This is a genomic window from Thiomicrospira pelophila DSM 1534 (assembly GCF_000711195.1).
GTDB lineage: Bacteria > Pseudomonadota > Gammaproteobacteria > Thiomicrospirales > Thiomicrospiraceae > Thiomicrospira > Thiomicrospira pelophila.
On sequence record NZ_JOMR01000001.1, the window covers coordinates 998,944 to 1,014,799 of the forward strand.

General features: G+C 44.8%; 14 protein-coding genes and 1 tRNA gene. 13 read left to right on the forward strand and 2 right to left on the reverse strand.

Going from position 1 to position 15,856, the window contains the following annotated elements; genetic code table 11:
* Nucleotides 1-12: 12 nt before the first annotated feature.
* The 7 genes from tolB (at nucleotide 13) to N746_RS0104835 (ending at nucleotide 6,906) form a co-directional block, all read left to right on the forward strand.
* Nucleotides 13-1,338: a Tol-Pal system beta propeller repeat protein TolB gene (gene tolB, locus N746_RS0104805; protein ID WP_029934392.1), complete on the forward strand. Its 1,326-nt coding sequence runs from the start codon at nucleotides 13-15 to the stop codon at nucleotides 1,336-1,338.
* A gap of 41 nt (nucleotides 1,339-1,379) precedes the next feature.
* Nucleotides 1,380-1,958 (forward strand): OmpA family protein, encoded by a 579-nt coding sequence (locus tag N746_RS0104810; protein ID WP_029934398.1) that lies wholly within the window; start codon nucleotides 1,380-1,382, stop codon nucleotides 1,956-1,958.
* A gap of 17 nt (nucleotides 1,959-1,975) precedes the next feature.
* Complete coding sequence (gene ybgF / locus N746_RS0104815; protein ID WP_029934400.1) at nucleotides 1,976-2,776, forward strand: tol-pal system protein YbgF; 801 nt, start codon at nucleotides 1,976-1,978, stop codon at nucleotides 2,774-2,776.
* Nucleotide 2,777: 1 nt separating this feature from the next.
* Nucleotides 2,778-3,455, forward strand: coding sequence for a 7-cyano-7-deazaguanine synthase QueC (gene queC, locus N746_RS0104820; protein WP_029934402.1), 678 nt, complete (start codon nucleotides 2,778-2,780; stop codon nucleotides 3,453-3,455).
* Between the two features lie 189 nt (nucleotides 3,456-3,644).
* Nucleotides 3,645-3,720, forward strand: a tRNA-Lys gene (locus N746_RS0104825).
* A 159-nt stretch (nucleotides 3,721-3,879) separates the two neighbouring features.
* Nucleotides 3,880-5,313: a high affinity choline transporter 1 gene (locus N746_RS0104830; protein WP_038125885.1), complete on the forward strand. Its 1,434-nt coding sequence runs from the start codon at nucleotides 3,880-3,882 to the stop codon at nucleotides 5,311-5,313.
* A 111-nt stretch (nucleotides 5,314-5,424) separates the two neighbouring features.
* Nucleotides 5,425-6,906 (forward strand): 3'-5' exonuclease, encoded by a 1,482-nt coding sequence (locus N746_RS0104835; RefSeq protein WP_029934413.1) that lies wholly within the window; start codon nucleotides 5,425-5,427, stop codon nucleotides 6,904-6,906.
* A 57-nt stretch (nucleotides 6,907-6,963) separates the two neighbouring features.
* Here N746_RS0104835 and ygfZ read toward each other — a convergent pair whose 3' ends face one another.
* The gene (gene ygfZ, locus N746_RS0104840) at nucleotides 6,964-8,031 is read right to left on the reverse strand and encodes a CAF17-like 4Fe-4S cluster assembly/insertion protein YgfZ (protein ID WP_029934415.1); all 1,068 of its coding nucleotides are present in this window, start codon (nucleotides 8,029-8,031) and stop codon (nucleotides 6,964-6,966) included.
* A gap of 163 nt (nucleotides 8,032-8,194) precedes the next feature.
* Between ygfZ and N746_RS0104845 the strand changes: the two genes are divergently transcribed.
* Nucleotides 8,195-8,737 (forward strand): chemotaxis protein CheW, encoded by a 543-nt coding sequence (locus N746_RS0104845; RefSeq protein WP_051678517.1) that lies wholly within the window; start codon nucleotides 8,195-8,197, stop codon nucleotides 8,735-8,737.
* A 37-nt stretch (nucleotides 8,738-8,774) separates the two neighbouring features.
* Here the strand turns inward: N746_RS0104845 and nadB are convergent, their stop codons facing one another.
* The gene (nadB, locus tag N746_RS0104850; protein ID WP_029934419.1) at nucleotides 8,775-10,385 is read right to left on the reverse strand and encodes an L-aspartate oxidase; all 1,611 of its coding nucleotides are present in this window, start codon (nucleotides 10,383-10,385) and stop codon (nucleotides 8,775-8,777) included.
* Between the two features lie 100 nt (nucleotides 10,386-10,485).
* Here nadB and N746_RS0104855 point away from each other — a divergent pair, with 100 nt between their 5' ends.
* The 5 genes from N746_RS0104855 to rnc all read left to right on the forward strand — a co-directional run bounded on the left by N746_RS0104855 (nucleotide 10,486) and on the right by rnc (nucleotide 15,818).
* Entirely contained in the window at nucleotides 10,486-10,956 is a 471-nt protein-coding gene (locus N746_RS0104855) for a SoxR reducing system RseC family protein (RefSeq protein ID WP_029934421.1), read from the forward strand.
* The gene (locus N746_RS0104860; RefSeq protein WP_029934423.1) at nucleotides 10,953-12,353 is read left to right on the forward strand and encodes a DegQ family serine endoprotease; all 1,401 of its coding nucleotides are present in this window, start codon (nucleotides 10,953-10,955) and stop codon (nucleotides 12,351-12,353) included. Before N746_RS0104855 ends, N746_RS0104860 begins: the two co-directional genes overlap by 4 nt.
* A gap of 191 nt (nucleotides 12,354-12,544) precedes the next feature.
* On the forward strand, nucleotides 12,545-14,356 hold the full coding sequence (lepA, locus tag N746_RS0104865; RefSeq protein ID WP_029934425.1) for a translation elongation factor 4: 1,812 nt from the start codon (nucleotides 12,545-12,547) through the stop codon (nucleotides 14,354-14,356).
* On the forward strand, nucleotides 14,353-15,123 hold the full coding sequence (gene lepB, locus N746_RS0104870; RefSeq protein ID WP_029934427.1) for a signal peptidase I: 771 nt from the start codon (nucleotides 14,353-14,355) through the stop codon (nucleotides 15,121-15,123). The genes lepA and lepB overlap by 4 nt, the downstream gene beginning before the upstream one ends.
* On the forward strand, nucleotides 15,123-15,818 hold the full coding sequence (rnc, locus tag N746_RS0104875) for a ribonuclease III (RefSeq protein WP_029934428.1): 696 nt from the start codon (nucleotides 15,123-15,125) through the stop codon (nucleotides 15,816-15,818). The genes lepB and rnc overlap by 1 nt, the downstream gene beginning before the upstream one ends.
* Nucleotides 15,819-15,856 lie beyond the last annotated feature (38 nt).

Here is a 15,856-nt window from a genome sequence, read left to right on the forward strand (position 1 = left end):
ACCAGGTTAATTATGAAATCAGTGTTTCAGGTCAAAAATAGAATCCTAACCTTGTTATTTTTTACATTGGGATTAATGGCGAGTGCGTCTCAAGCTAATCTAGTAATTGAAATTAGTGAAGGTTATGAAAATGCCCTACCAATTGCGGTGATCCCCTTTCAAGTAGATGGTACAGGTGCAGTTCCAGAAGATATTTCCGCTATTGTCAGCCACAATTTACTGAGAAGCGGGCGTTTTTCACCGTTAGATAAAAATGCGTTACCATCTAGGCCAGCTCAGGTTGATGATATTGTGTTTGAGCAATGGCGCTCTAAAGATATTGACCATTTGATTATGGGAAATGTGACCCAGCGACCCAACGGTCTTTATGATGTTGAAATGCGATTGGTTGATGTGTTACGCCGTAAACAAGTCATCGGTAAACGTTGGCGTGATGTACCACGCCAGCAATTACGGCAGGTAGCGCACCAGATGTCGGATGAGATCTATCTTGAGTTGACCGGCATTCCAGGGGCGTTTAACACTCGTCTGGCCTATGTCACAATGAAAATTCGTGGTGATGAGCGCCATTACACCTTAGAAGTGTCGGATTCTGATGGGCATAACCCGCAACCTTTGCTACGCTCTAAAATGCCAATTATGTCACCAAGTTGGTCGCCGGATGGGCGTAAGTTGGCTTATGTTTCATTTGAGACCGGGCGCTCGAATGTAGTCGTACAGAATTTAGATGGTTCCAATAGAGAAGTTTTGGCCGATTTTTCTGGCATTAACAGTGCACCAGCATGGTCACCGGATGGTAAAAGCTTAGCCATGACTCTGTCCAAAGACGGAAATGCGGATATTTTTATCATGAATTTGCAAACCAAGGCATTACGTAAAGTGACACGTCATTGGGCGATTGAAACGGAGGCCGCTTGGTCAGTAGATGGCAAGTCACTTTACTTTAACTCGGATCGTCGAGGCCAGCCTCAAATCTTTAAAATGGAGTTAGATTCAGGCAATGTCTCGCGCATTTCATTTCAGGGAAATTACAATGCAAACCCTGAAACCTCCCCAAATGGGCGTTATTTAGCCATGGTGCATTCTAATAATGGCTTTAATGTTGGTTTATTAGACTTATATACCAATGAGTTTAATGTTATCACCGATGCTTTTTTAGGCGAATCACCTAGTTTTGCGCCTAATAGCGATATGATTGTATATGCGATGAATCGTAATAATAAAGGCCAGTTAGCGGTCGTTTCGGTCGATGGTCGTGCTTCACAAATTCTAAGTGTGGAGGATGGACAGGTTAGGGAGCCGGCTTGGAGTCCTTATCGTGTACAACCAAACAAATAATCAGAACTCAACGAACTTGTATTTAAAAAGGATTTAGACAAATGCGCTTAACAAAGATTGTGTTGACAGGCTTGTTGCTAGGCTCTTTAACCGCTTGTACCACGATGCCTGGTGTTGATGGGGCTTCAGTCGATGATCGTCGTACAGCTGATGCAGGCTTGTTAGATCGAAACCAACAAGCTAGGGATGAAGGTGTGGAAGTTTTGTCTTTAAGTGACTCACAAGGCTTGGAAGGTGAAACCTTGATTCAGGGCGAAATCGGCGATTTATTAGCCGATGAAGCCATTCGTGAATATTCGCCGGTCATTTACTTTGGTTATGATCAGTTTTCGATTGATGAGGAATCCATGCAAACCCTCAAACATTATGCGAATCAAATGTTGGAAAACCCAAGATTGTTGTTGAGTTTAGAAGGGCATACGGATGAACGAGGCAGCCCATCTTATAATTTAGCACTCGGTGAGAAACGCGCAAAATCGGCGGCGGAAGTGATGATGTTATATGGTGTAAATACGGATCGTATTACCGTAATTAGCTTTGGTGAAGAGCAGCCGGTTGAGCTGGGGCATGATGAGTCGGCTTGGGATAAAAATCGTCGTGTAGAATTGCGTTTTAATTAAGGTTTAAAGTGATCACAATGCAAATCAGTAAACAAAGAATAACGTTTTCAATTGTTGCCTTCGTCGGATTGTCCGTCTTTAGCTCAGTTGGTTTTTCTCAGACTTTAGAACAACGTATTGAGCGTTTAGAGCGTATATCGAGTAATCCGGTGTTATTGCAGCATTCGCAGAGAATGAATGATCAACAACGTGAAATTCAGTCACTCTATGATCAAGTGGATCGATTGGTACGCCAAGTACAAACGTTAGAGTCTAAACTGGATCAATCTTATGAAGAAATGGATGAACGCCTGAATAAGCTTGAAACACGTCCAAAACAAACGGCATCACCTGAATCAACAACTCAGCTAGATTCGGCTGTTGTTGGTTCGGTAAAAACCGAAGCGGCTAAAAGTGCCTCCACAGCTGTAGGCAGTGGTTCAGCCCAAAATACCGCGGATGCCAAGGCCGATTATGATAAAGCGTTTGGCTTGTTAAGAGAGGGAAAGTATGACGAATCGATTCAAGCCTTAAGTCAGTTTGTTAAAGACTTTCCTAATACTAGTCTGACAAGTAATGGTTATTATTGGTTAGGCGAAGCCTACTTAATTAAGCAAGAGTTTGCTAAGGCTTATGCGGCCTTTGATACCGTTATTAAGCAGCACGTTAATAGCAATAAAGTCGAAGACGCTATGTTGCGCGGCGCTGACAGCTTGGTGGGGCTTAACCGTCTGGAAGAAGCTAAACAGTTATATGAACAACTCGTTAAGCAAGCGCCAGAATCACGTTCAGCTAAAAGTGCGGTACGACGTTTAGAACGTTTTAACAGCGGTAATTAACATGAGTCAGCAACGAGCCGTCGTTTTATTGTCCGGTGGTTTGGACTCCGTAACGGTATTGGCGCATGCTCACGCCCAAGGTTACGAGTGCCATACCTTGAGTTTTGACTATGGTCAACGTCATCAAGTTGAATTGCAGGCTGCAGAGCGATTAGCGGCGCAATATGGGGCCAAAACTCACCGAGTCATGCAAATGAATATGGCTGCGATTGGCGGCTCAGCTTTAACTGATAATACAATTGATGTTCCTGTAGGCGGAGTAGGGACAGATATTCCAGTCACCTATGTGCCAGCACGTAATACAATTTTCCTGTCTTATGCGCTTGGTTTAGCTGAAGTTTTGGAAGCGCAGCATATTTTTATTGGTGTTAACTCGGTGGATTATTCGGGTTACCCGGATTGTCGGCCCGAATATATAGCGGCGTTTGAAACGATGGCGAATCTTGCGACTAAAACAGCGGTGGAAGGTCACTTAATTAAAATTCAAACTCCATTGATGAATCTCACTAAAGCTCAGATTATCCATATGGGGCTGAAGTTAGGTGTGGATTATTCGCTTACGGTGTCTTGTTATCAGGCTGATAGTGATGGACGAGCATGTGGTCAATGCGATTCTTGTCGTTTACGCCAACAAGGTTTTGCCGAAGCTGGTGTGACCGACCCAACACGCTATCGCTAATTTCTATATTCTTTTTAATTTGGTTTATACCTGTGGATTCATATAAACGATTAAGTTTCATAGGTTTATGTTAGCTTGGTGGTTTGTCTGATTGGTCTGTCTATTTGGTGGCTTAAAAAAATCTAAAAAAAATCACCAAAAGGCTTGCCAAGCCGCGCTAGCTCTGTATAATACGCCGCATATCAACGAGGGTCGTTAGCTCAGTTGGTAGAGCAGTTGGCTTTTAACCAATTGGTCGTGCGTTCGAGTCGCACACGACCCACCATATATGGAAACCCTGTTAAGTTTACTTAACAGGGTTTTTTTATGCCTTGAATTCAAAAACCGCTATTCGTTTTAGATTTTGTCTGCTATATTTCGATTTTTTATCACCAACCCAGCGTGCCATTATCGCAAGGTCATCTTTTGAACAAGGATCCCTTTAATGTTAATTAGTTTTACATTTTTATATTTATTGGTTTCGATAGGTTTGGGGCTGTATGCGGCCACCAAAGTTAAAAACATGGGTGACTATGTATCAGCCGGTCGAAGTCTGCCTATTTGGGTGGTTATGGCGATGGTGTTCGCTACTTGGTTTGGTGCCGAGACGGTGCTGGGAATTCCGGCGGAGTTTTTAGAGGGTGATTTAGGTTCTTTGATCTCTGATCCTTTTGGTGCGGCTCTATGTTTGATTTTGTTTGGCTTGTTTTTAGCGCGCAAGCTTTATCGAATGAACTTACTCACACTGGGCGACTTTTATCGAGTACGTTTTGACCGTCGTACTGAATTAGTGGCGTCCGTTGCGATTGCGATCTCTTATTTAGGCTGGGTATCAGCCCAAATTATGGCGTTAGGCATTGTATTCAATGTTTTATCGGATGGCTACATTAGTCAATTCAACGGTATCTTGTTAGGCACCTCGGTGGTGTTAATTTATACCTTATTTGGTGGCATGTGGTCGGTGGCTGTCACTACCTTTGTACAGATGATTGTGATTGTGTTGGGTTTGTTGTTTATTGCTTGGTATTTGTCAGGTATGACGGGTGGTGTAGCGCCGGTGATTGAACATGCCGCCGAAGCAAATAAGTTTAACTTTTTGCCCGATTTTAATGCGATTGCGATGCTGGCTTTTATGTCGGCCTTATTAACTATGGGTTTGGGGTCGCTCGCGCAACAGGATGTGTTTCAGCGAGCCAACACCGCTAAAAATGAAAACGTAGCGGTCTGGGCGACGGTTGGTGGCGGGGTGTTGTACTTGTTGTTTGCCGCTGTGCCAATTTTCTTGGGTTATTCCGCCTACCTGATTAACCCTGATCTAGTTAATCATTTTATGCAGCTCGATAGTCAGCAGGTTTTGCCACAGTTGGTCAAACAACACTTGCCTTTATTTGCTCAGGTGATTTTTTATGGCGCGCTTTTATCGGTGATTATGTCAACCGCATCCGCCACCATGCTGGCGCCATCGGTAATTATTTCTGAAAACATATTAAAAGGCTTTGTTACAGGGTTGAGTGATCGTTATTTATTAATGATGACACGTGGCGTGGTGGTGGCGTTTGCCTTGTTGGTGGCAATTTATACTCTCTGGTCTTTAGAGCAAGATACCTCGATTCATAAAATGGTTGAGAATGCTTATAAGATCACGTTGGTGGTGGCCTTTGTGCCCTTGGTGGCGGGTCTTTATTGGAAGCGAGCCAGCTCTGCGGGAGCGTATTTGGGGATTGCGATGGGGGTAATCGTTTGGTTGGCTCTGGAGGTATTAGTACCGTCGCTAGAAGAAAGCTTGCCGGCTCACTTTATTGGCTTCTTTGCGGCCATTATCGGTATGGTTATCGGCTCTTTACGCTGGCCAAACACTCAGGCTTCGGTGGTGACCTAACCACCAGGCCTGGTGATTCGGAGTGCTGGTAGGTTTAATCTTATTTAATTCCTTGCGTTTATAACAGGCGGTTCGCATAATGGGCAGCCTTATACAAAATGCGATGTTGGGATGAACTCTGGTTATCAAATTGGGTCACATGAAGCCACACCAGAACAGGTGTTGATTATTGAAGCGGCTTTACGTGGCGAAAGTTTTAAAGTGCCCGCTTTTGCAGGGGCCTCTAAAACCACCACGCTTAAAGGTGTGGCGGAACACCTGACTTATAAACGCATCCTGTACTTGGCGTTTAACAAAGCGATTGCTGATGAGGCACGCCAACTTTTCCCTAACTGGGTCGAATGTCGCACCGCCCACAGTTTGGCTTATCGTTTTATGATGGCTTCTCAGCCGAGCTATAAAGATAAGCTGCAGCGTGGTGGCGCATTTTTACCCTATCAAGACTTAGAAACCCACTCCGGCAAGCCTGAACATTGGCGACCGTTTCGTCGATCGCGTTTTCAGGTGAATATTGCGATTGGGGAAACGCTTGCTCAGTATTTCAATTCTGCCGATCTTCGAGTCACAGAAGCACATATTCCTGAAGCGGTCATGCTCTGGGGTAAATCGGCGCGTCCTCAAGAATTGGCTTTGTTTGTCGGACAACTTATCGATATAACGCAGCAGCTCGCCGACAATATGCTGGATCCGGCTTGTGATTGCGCCATGACCCATGATGCTTATCTTAAAGCCTTCCAGCTTCGCCAGCCCAAATTGGCTTATGATGTGATTTTGTTGGATGAAGCGCAGGATACTAATCCGGTTTTACAGGCCATTATGCGCCACCAGGCCTGCCAGAAAATCCTAGTGGGGGATCGACATCAAGAAATCTACGCTTGGCGCAATGCAGTTAATACCATGGAAGGTTTGGCGTTAAAAGAATACGCTTTGACGCATTCTTTCCGGTTTGGCGAGCATATTTCAGAGCTGGCGAATCGGTTGCTACAAAAGGTGTCGGAAACTCGAAAAATTGTCGGTTTAGGGCAGGATCTTCCAATTAATCAGGGGTTTGATAAACATCAACCCTATGCGGTCATGTGTCGAACTAACGCCAAAGTGTTTGAGGTCGCCGACTTTTGTTTAACGCGCGGTATTCCCTACAGTATTAATGGCGGGTTAGAACAAATTACGCGTTTGATTGCATCCGCCTATGGTTTGTATCAGGGCGATCGAAAAGCGCCGCGTTCACCGGAGCTAAGTCTATTCGGTTCGTGGCAAGAGTTTAGTGAGGTCGCAGACGAGCTTAATAAATCTGAATGGAAAACCATTATTAAGTTTGTTGAAACCCATAAAGAGAAAACCCTCAATAAAATCCAGCAGTTAGGTAAAAATGCATTTCCTTATGCGGCGCAAGCCCATGTGTTTATTAGTACCGTGCATAAAGCGAAAGGCTTAGGGTTTGATCAAGTTGTCTTAGCCTCAGATTTTGAATGGCCGGATGTAAAACAACCCAGTTTTCGGGAAGGATTAAATGTCATTTATGTGGCGATTACACGCGCTAAACGTGTATTAGTTTTGCCCAAGAGTTTGCGGCAGGCACTTAATTTAAGCTAAGGTTTAAGGCCACCAGGCCTGGTATTCGGAAGCACCAGGCCTGGTGGAGAGGGGAGGTTAATCTTCGTCGGTGATCAAATAAGGTAAAGGTTCAATTTTAACCAGTCCACCGCTTAGCGTGTGTAGGTTGCCTTCTACTTTTTCCAGCGCGCGTAAACTGCCAACCACAAGACACAAGGTGCCTTCAAAAATATCCGGGTTGGATAATACAACATCCAGCTTGTGAACCTTCTCGTTGGAATCCATCACTTCTAATGTATCGCCCGTGTTTAATTCCAACACTTCATCCAGATGCAGGCGTAACATGCGTTTGGCAGCCTTACCACGGTAATGCAGGCGTGCAATAATTTCTTGGCCAGGGAAGCAACCTTTTTTAAAGTTAATGACCTGAGTTTTGTCTAAGTTAAGAAATTGCGCGATGTGTTTACCGCTGTTGGCGGCGGTCACTTCGGCTAAGCCCGAAGCAATGTTAAGCAAACGCCAATCATAGCTATTAGTAACATCGCCATTTGAACGTAATTTTGACCAGGCCTCAATCGCTTGTTCTGCCGGCGCAAATAGTTCGTAGCGATGGAATGGCCCGGGCACTTTGATAATGCGAACTGACTCTAACCCAGGTTCTTTAGACGCCATGGAAGCAAATTCTTTTTTGATTTTAGTATCTAAGCGTCGCTGAATATCCAAGTCTGCAAATTGACCCGCAAAGCCAAAACGTACCCAAGTGTCAGAGATTTCTTCTAAGGTCACTTTAGAGCGCATTACAAACATTTGTAAACGTTTTAGAATTGGCTCACGTAATGAACCATCAAAACTTAGGAAATAGTCACCATCGTGCATGAACACCAAAAACAAAGCGAGTACTTGCCCTTGCGGATCATTGAAGGACGAAAATTGAGCCGCTTCTTCATTCACTTGGGTAATATCATTACTCAGCTGACCTTGTAAAAAAGCTTGGGCTTCTTCGCCTGATACACGTATCAAAGCTTGGTGGGCTAAGCTGGTCATGACCGGGCCATGTTTGATTAACACGCGTTCTAATTCGGGAAACTCAAACTGGCTGACCGCGCCGCTATCGTCAAACTGGGCTTTTTGTTCGGTCAAAAAATCGTGCCATAGACTATTCATGACGGTTATTCCTTTCGAATCCTATTGGTTTGGGCCTGAAATCATACCCTAGTATGGCGCTGGGTTAAATGGGGCATGTTGGAATCTGATTGAAATTTTGCGGGGACCCCAGTATATTAGCGAGTATGTTAGCGTCTAAATAAGTAAACACTGGGAGTAACTGGTGACAACGAATAAGAAAGAGTTTTTGACCTTTGAGCTGGGTAAAGAAGAATACGCGGTAGAAATATTACGTGTTCAAGAAATTCGCGGTTGGGAAAACCCCGATCCATTACCGAACGTGCCCAGTTATGTGAAAGGCGTGGTCGACTTACGCGGGACGATTGTGCCGATTATTGATTTACGTGAAAAATTTAAACTGAAGGTCTCTTATGATGTCACGACGGTGGTTGTGGTGGTGCATGTTTTGACTAACCAAGGCGAGCGTATCATGGGCTTGGTGGTCGACTCGGTTTCAGATGTACAGCAGTTTGATGTGGCTAGCTTGCAAGCCGCTCCAGACATTTCGGCCTCTATCGACAGTCAGTTTATTCTAGGGTTAACCACGGTGTTTAACTCAAGTGCGCCACAAAAAGATCAAAATGAAGCAGGGGCGTCTAAAAAAGGTCGCATGGTCATTGTGATTGATATTGACAAACTGGCAAGCGAAGGGCTCATAGAAGATATTGAAGCGGCCGATGCGCACACAATTCGTGGTAATGGTTAAGACCGAATCGCTCGATGTTTAAACTGAAAAAGCCAAGTTAATTCACTTGGTTTTTTCGTTTTGGGGGCTTCAAAATGGTAGGTTTGGATCGACTTTTAGTTTTAGGATAATCCAAGTTGTAGTGTAGCCCGCGGCTTTCTTTGCGTTTTTGTGCGCTGGTTACCATTAGTTGGGAAACCAAGACCAGGTTGCGTAGCTCGAGCAGGTCGCTATCGAGTGTATGTTGATAATAAAATTCGTCAATTTCATTTTGCAGGTTGCGAATACGTTGCGCCGCGCGCTTAAGTCGTTTGTCGGTTCGAACAATACCGACGTAATCCCACATGACGCGCCTTAACTCGTCCCAATCGTGAGCAACTAAAATTCGCTCCCGCGCTTCGCTAACACGACTGCTGTCCCAAGCCGGAATTTGTTCAGGCATAGCAAGGTTTTCAATACTCGTCGACTCAATGCTTTGGCGAGCGGCTTCAGCAAACACTAACCCTTCTAATAACGAATTACTCGCTAGGCGGTTGGCACCATGTAAGCCCGTAAAGGCCGTTTCACCAATTGCGTATAAGCCCGCCAGATCGGTTTCGCCTTTTAAATTAGTGACAATACCCCCGCAAGTATAGTGAGCGGCTGGGACCACCGGAATCGGTTCTTTGCTGATGTCGATGCCGAGTTTTTTGCAGCGACCATAGATAGTGGGAAAGTGGGACTCTAAAAATGCTTTAGGTTTATGAGTAATATCTAAAAATACACAGTCAATACCGTGAATTTTCATTTCTTGGTCAATCGCTCTTGCCACAATATCTCGTGGTGCCAAGTCAGCTCGCTCATCGTATTTCGTCATAAAGGCGTCGCCATTTGGTAAGCGTAAAATACCACCTTCACCACGCACAGCCTCGCTTATTAAAAAGGAACGATCCTTAGGGTGAAATAAACAGGTCGGATGAAATTGGTTAAACTCCATATTGCCGACTCGACAACCGGCACGCCAAGCCATCGCGATACCATCGCCAGTAGAAGTGTCAGGATTACTGGTATAAAGATAGGCTTTGCTTGCACCGCCTGTCGCTAAAATTGTAAAGGGCGCTTGAATGCTATAAATATTGCGGCTTTGTTTGTTTAAAACATAGGCCCCCACACATCGTGTTTTGTCATCGTTGGTAATGAGATTAACCGTCATGTGGTTGGGTAAGAGTTTGATATTGGGGTGTTGTTTAACCTGATCAATCAAAGTCGATAAAACGGATTGGCCAGTATGGTCGGCGGCATGAATAACGCGACGATGACTATGTCCACCTTCCTGAGTTAAATGGAATGGGTAATCCGCTTGACTGTTTTCGGCCGGGCTAAAGGGCACGCCTAATGCTATTAATTCCTCAATGGATTTTGATGCATTTTCGGCCACATAACGTACCGCTTGCGGATCACATAATCCAGCACCTGCATTGAGTGTGTCGCTAATATGGGCTTCAACGGAATCAAAAGGATCTAAAACGGCGGCAATGCCACCCTGAGCATACATGGTGCTACCTTCAGATAGAGACGATTTAGCCAGCACGATGACATTGCGTTTGTGCGCGAGCTTTAAAGCCAACGATAAACCAGCAATGCCGCTGCCGATTATTAAAACATCTGTCTTGAGATTATGGTTTGACACAAAAAATTCGCTCTACCCTTGAATAATTCGACTAATAGTAGCATATTGTTCTAACATTTAGGCTTGATAACCCCGCTTTAACAGCGATTAAAGGAATGAAATGAGTTCGAGTGAAACCTTGGTGGCTTATGCTCAGGTTGAAGAGGTATCAGAGCAGTATGCTTATATCCGAACCCAGCGTGAATCTGGATGTGGAGGCTGTCGCTCAGAACAAACTTGTGGTACCAGTACATTGGCTCGATTGTTTTCGATGGGTACGCAACCCTTATTGAAACTTCCTAACGATATTAATGCCAGGCCTGGTGATCAGGTAGAACTGGCGTTAGAAGGGCATAACTTAATCAGTCAAGCCTTTATGGCCTATGGTTTGCCACTGATTGGTTTGTTTATTGGTGCCTTGTTAGCCTTGTGGTTATGGCCTGATGGGGGAGATATCGCCACTATTACAGGCAGCTTGCTTGGATTAACCATCGCTTGGTGGTGGGTAAAGCGATATCACCAGCCATTACAGCCTAAATTGGTGCGTGTTGTTTTGAACAAAATGCTTAACGGAGAAGAGAGTAAATTATGAAAAAACAAACACTTAGTTGGTTTGCCTGGGTTGTGTTAGCCATACCAGCCTTAAGTCTTGCCAATCCAGCCGGATTGCCTGATTTTACTCAATTGGTAGAGCAGAATTATCAGGCGGTCGTTAATATCAGCACAACACGAACCGAAGCAACTTCAGGGCGCGAGGCTTTACCGCCGCAATTTCGCGGTTTGCCAGATGATTTTTTAAGACATTTTTTTGGAATCGACCCAGAACAGGGTAAGCGCGCTCCAGAGCGTCGTTCTCAATCGGTTGGCTCAGGCTTTATTATCAGTGAAGATGGTTATATTTTGACCAATCACCACGTTATTGCCGAAGCCGATACGGTAACCGTAAGATTAAACGACCGTCAGGAATACAAGGCCGAAGTAGTGGGAAGTGACCCACGTACCGACGTCGCGTTACTTAAAGTAGCCGCCGATGATTTACCGGTTGTTCGTACCGGTAGCAGTGAAGATTTAAAAGTCGGCGAATGGGTGTTGGCGATTGGCGCGCCTTTTGGGCTGGATTACACGGTAACTGCGGGTATTGTGAGCGCCAAAGGCCGTAGCTTACCGGATGATACTTATGTGCCTTTTATTCAAACGGACGTAGCCATCAATCCAGGCAACTCAGGCGGGCCTTTGATCAACCTTGATGGCGAAGTCATTGGGATTAATGCCCAAATCTTTACCCAAAGCGGTGGGTTTATGGGCTTGTCATTCGCGATTCCGATTGAAATTGCGATGAATGTGGTCGATCAGCTAAAAAATACCGGTAAAGTCGAGCGCGGGTTTTTGGGGGTTCAGGTTCAAGAAGTGACCAGCGATTTAGCGCGTTCTTTTGATATGGATAAACCGCAAGGCGCGTTGGTTGCGCAGGCCTATCCTGATACACCAGCCGAAAAGGCCGGTTTGGAATCGGGCGATATTATTTTGAGCTTTAATGGTACGGTGATTGAAAAGTCGACTGACTTGCCACCAGCCGTTGGTATTACGCCATTAGGTGAAACGGTAGAAATTGTCATTTTACGCCAAGGCAAACGTATGACGTTAAAAACGCGTTTGGCCGCGTTGGACGAATACGGCCCCATGGGTGGTTCTCAGGAATCAAGCGCGACGCATAGCACTCAATTAAATGTAAAGTTAGAGGAAATTAGCGATGAAGACCTCAAACGATTGAATTTACCTTTTGGGGTTGGCGTGGCTGAAGTGGGTGACGGATTAGCCAAGAAAAACGGAATTTTAGAAGGGGATGTGTTGGTTAGTATTAACTTCCAACCCATTCGTAGCGTGAAAGATGTGGATGCCGTATTGTCAAAAGCCAAAAAAGGCCAATCATTGCCCGTTAGAGTTGTGCGTGGTGGCCGTTCGATCTTTTTAGCTTTGGTTATGGATTAGCCCTCATCTATCTGGTGCGATGTTTAGAATTAGCGTAAAATACACGCAATTTTAAAGTCGAGCGTCGTCTTTCGTCGCTCTGTGGGCTAAACAGAACACGATACAATCTTTAAAAGGGTGCGGAAGCACCCTTTTTTCTTGTTATTTTTTTGAATTATTTGATCCGACACCTGGCTGTTTTTGGAGTATGCATGTCACAACCAATAAAACATATCCGTAATTTCTCAATTATTGCGCATATTGATCACGGAAAATCAACGATTGCCGATCGTTTTATCCATCTTTGCGGTGGACTAACAGACCGTGAAATGGAAATGCAAGTTTTAGATTCGATGGATATTGAGCGTGAACGTGGTATTACGATTAAAGCTCAGAGTGTGACCTTGCAGTTCCCGTCAGACGATGGCAACACTTATCAGCTTAACTTCATTGATACGCCTGGACATGTCGACTTTTCTTATGAAGTATCGCGCTCGCTTGCGGCTTGTGAAGGCGCTTTGCTGGTTGTGGACGCATCACAAGGCGTTGAAGCCCAAACGGTTGCCAACTGTTATACCGCGATTGAACAAGGGCTGGAAGTGATTCCGGTACTCAATAAAATCGATTTACCGGCCGCCGAGCCCGATCGCGTTAAAGCTGAGATTGAAGAAATTATTGGGATTGAAGCGGATGAAGCCATTAATGCCAGTGCGAAAGCCGGTATTGGGATTAAAGAAACTTTAGAACAAATTGTGGCACGAGTGCCCGCACCAGTGGGGGATCTAGATGGCCCGTTAAAAGCGCTAATTATTGATTCCTGGTTCGATAGCTACTTGGGTGTGGTTTCGTTGGTGCGTGTGTTAGACGGTAAACTGACCAAAAAAATGAAGATGCGAGTCATGTCGACAGGGGAAGACCATGAAATTGGCGATGTCGGTATCTTTACTCCCAAACGAACGTCTAGAGATTCATTAAGTGCGGGTGAAGTAGGTTATGTTGTGGCCGGTATCAAGAATATTGATGGTGCGCCAGTAGGGGATACCTTAACCGATGCTAAAAACCCAGCCAAAGAACGTATGCCTGGTTTTAAACCTGTGCAACCTCGCGTATTTGCCGGTTTATTTCCAATCAGCTCAGAGGATTATGAAAACTTACGTGAAGCCTTGCGTAAATTACGTTTAAACGATGCCGCTTTGCATTTTGAACCGGAAACCTCCGAGGCGTTAGGCTTTGGTTTCCGTTGTGGTTTCTTAGGCATGTTGCATATGGAGATTGTCCAAGAACGTTTAGAACGTGAATATAACCTGGACTTGATCAGTACCGCACCTACCGTAGTCTATGAATTGAAAACCAAGAAGGGCGAGATCCTCAAAATTGATAACCCATCCGAATTGCCGGAAGTGAGTTTGATTGAGGAAATTCGAGAGCCGATTATTCAAGCCAATATTTTAGTGCCTCAAGAACATATCGGCGCCGTAATGAAGCTTTGTATTGAAAAGCGAGGCGTACAAAAACACATGAGTTATGCGGGTAACCAAATCTCAATCAGTTTTGAAATGCCGTTAAACGAAGTGGTATTGGATTTCTTTGATCGTTTAAAGTCCACCAGTCGTGGTTATGCTTCGATGGATTATGAGTTTAAACGTTTCCAAGCCGATGACTTGGTTCGTGTCGACTTCTTGATCAACGGTGAACCAGTGGATGCCTTAGCGATGATTACTCACCGCTCGGTCGCGCCATCTCGTGGTAAAGAAATGATCGAAAAATTGAAAGATATTATTCCGCGTCAAATGTTTGAAGTTGCGATTCAAGCCGCGATTGGTGGCAAGATTATTGGCCGAACCAACGTCAAAGCGATGCGTAAAAATGTATTGGCCAAGTGTTATGGCGGCGATGTGTCGCGTAAAAAGAAACTGTTAGAGAAGCAAAAAGAAGGCAAAAAACGCATGAAGACTATTGGACGCGTTGAACTGCCACAAGAGGCCTTTATGGCTATACTCAATACCGGAGGATCGGATAAGTGAACTTTGAATTAATTTTGGTGATCATCACGGCGGTGACGGGGGTGATCGTCTTTGTCGATAAACTGGTCTGGCGTCAAAAGCGTTTAGAGTCCGCTACCACCCAAAAAGAACCGATGTTGATCGAATATTCGCGTTCTTTATTTCCGGTATTTCTAATTGTTTTAGTTTTACGCTCATTTATTATCGAGCCTTTCCGCATCCCATCCGGTTCTATGTATCCAACCCTTGAGATTGGCGACTTTATTGTGGTCAACAAATCGGCCTATGGCATTCGTTTACCTGTCATTCAAAATAAGTTGATTCCATTAGGTGAACCTGAGCGCGGTGACGTTGTGGTGTTCCGTTACCCGTTAGATCCAAATGTGGATTATATTAAGCGTATTGTGGGGTTACCGGGCGACCAAATTAGTTATATTGATAAAAAGCTTTATGTAAACGGTCAACTAGCCGATCAAACCCCAATTGGCCGTTATGTCGGGATAGATTCAGGCTCGGTGATGACCGGCGCGGTCTTGCTAAAAGAGCAGCTAACAGATGATTTAACCCATGAGATTCTGATTGACCCAGATCGTAGCGGACAAAACCTTAATACGGTGGTAGTGCCAGAAGGGCATTACTTTGCAATGGGCGACAATCGTGACCATAGTGCCGACAGCCGCAGCTGGGGTTTTGTGCCGGATGAAAACTTGAAAGGTCGTGCATTTGGTATTTGGATGAATTGGGATGACGGCATTCATTTTAATCGCATTGGTAAGGGGATCAACTAATGCCATTGGATGTTGAAAGAGAAGCCAAGCTCAAAGAGTTATCAAACAAGCTTGGCTATCAATTTAGTGATTCAAGTTGGCTAAACTTAGCGTTAACCCACCGTAGTTTGGGGGCTAAAAATAACGAACGTCTTGAGTTTTTAGGAGACAGTTTAGTCAACTTTATGGTCGCTGATATTTTGTTTCACCAATTTACCAAGTTACCAGAAGGCGATTTAAGCCGTATTCGCGCGCATTTAGTTAAAGGTGAAACCCTAGCTGAAATTGGGCGTGAATACGATTTAAGTCTTTATCTAAGCTTGGGGCCGGGTGAGCTAAAAAGTGGTGGTTACCGTCGTGACTCCATTATTGCCGACTCGGTTGAAGCCATTATTGCCGCCATATATAAAGACGGTGGCTTAGAGGCTTGTCGCAGTTTTGTTCAGCGTATTTATGCTCAACGTTTACAAGCATTAGACCCGAAGAAAGTGGGTAAAGACCCAAAAACTCGCTTGCAAGAATGGTTGCAGTCGCGCCAAGAGCCCTTGCCAGAATATAGCATCATCAGTGTTAATGGTGCGGCTCACGCTCAACATTTTACCGTGGCTTGTTATGTATCCAAGCTCAATACCAAATTTGAAGCCACTGATACCAGTCGGCGTAAAGCAGAACAACAGGCCGCAGAATATGCGCTTGCCGCCTTGGCAAAACAATGAGTGATATGACGCCACCATCATTAAATAACGAGTCTGAT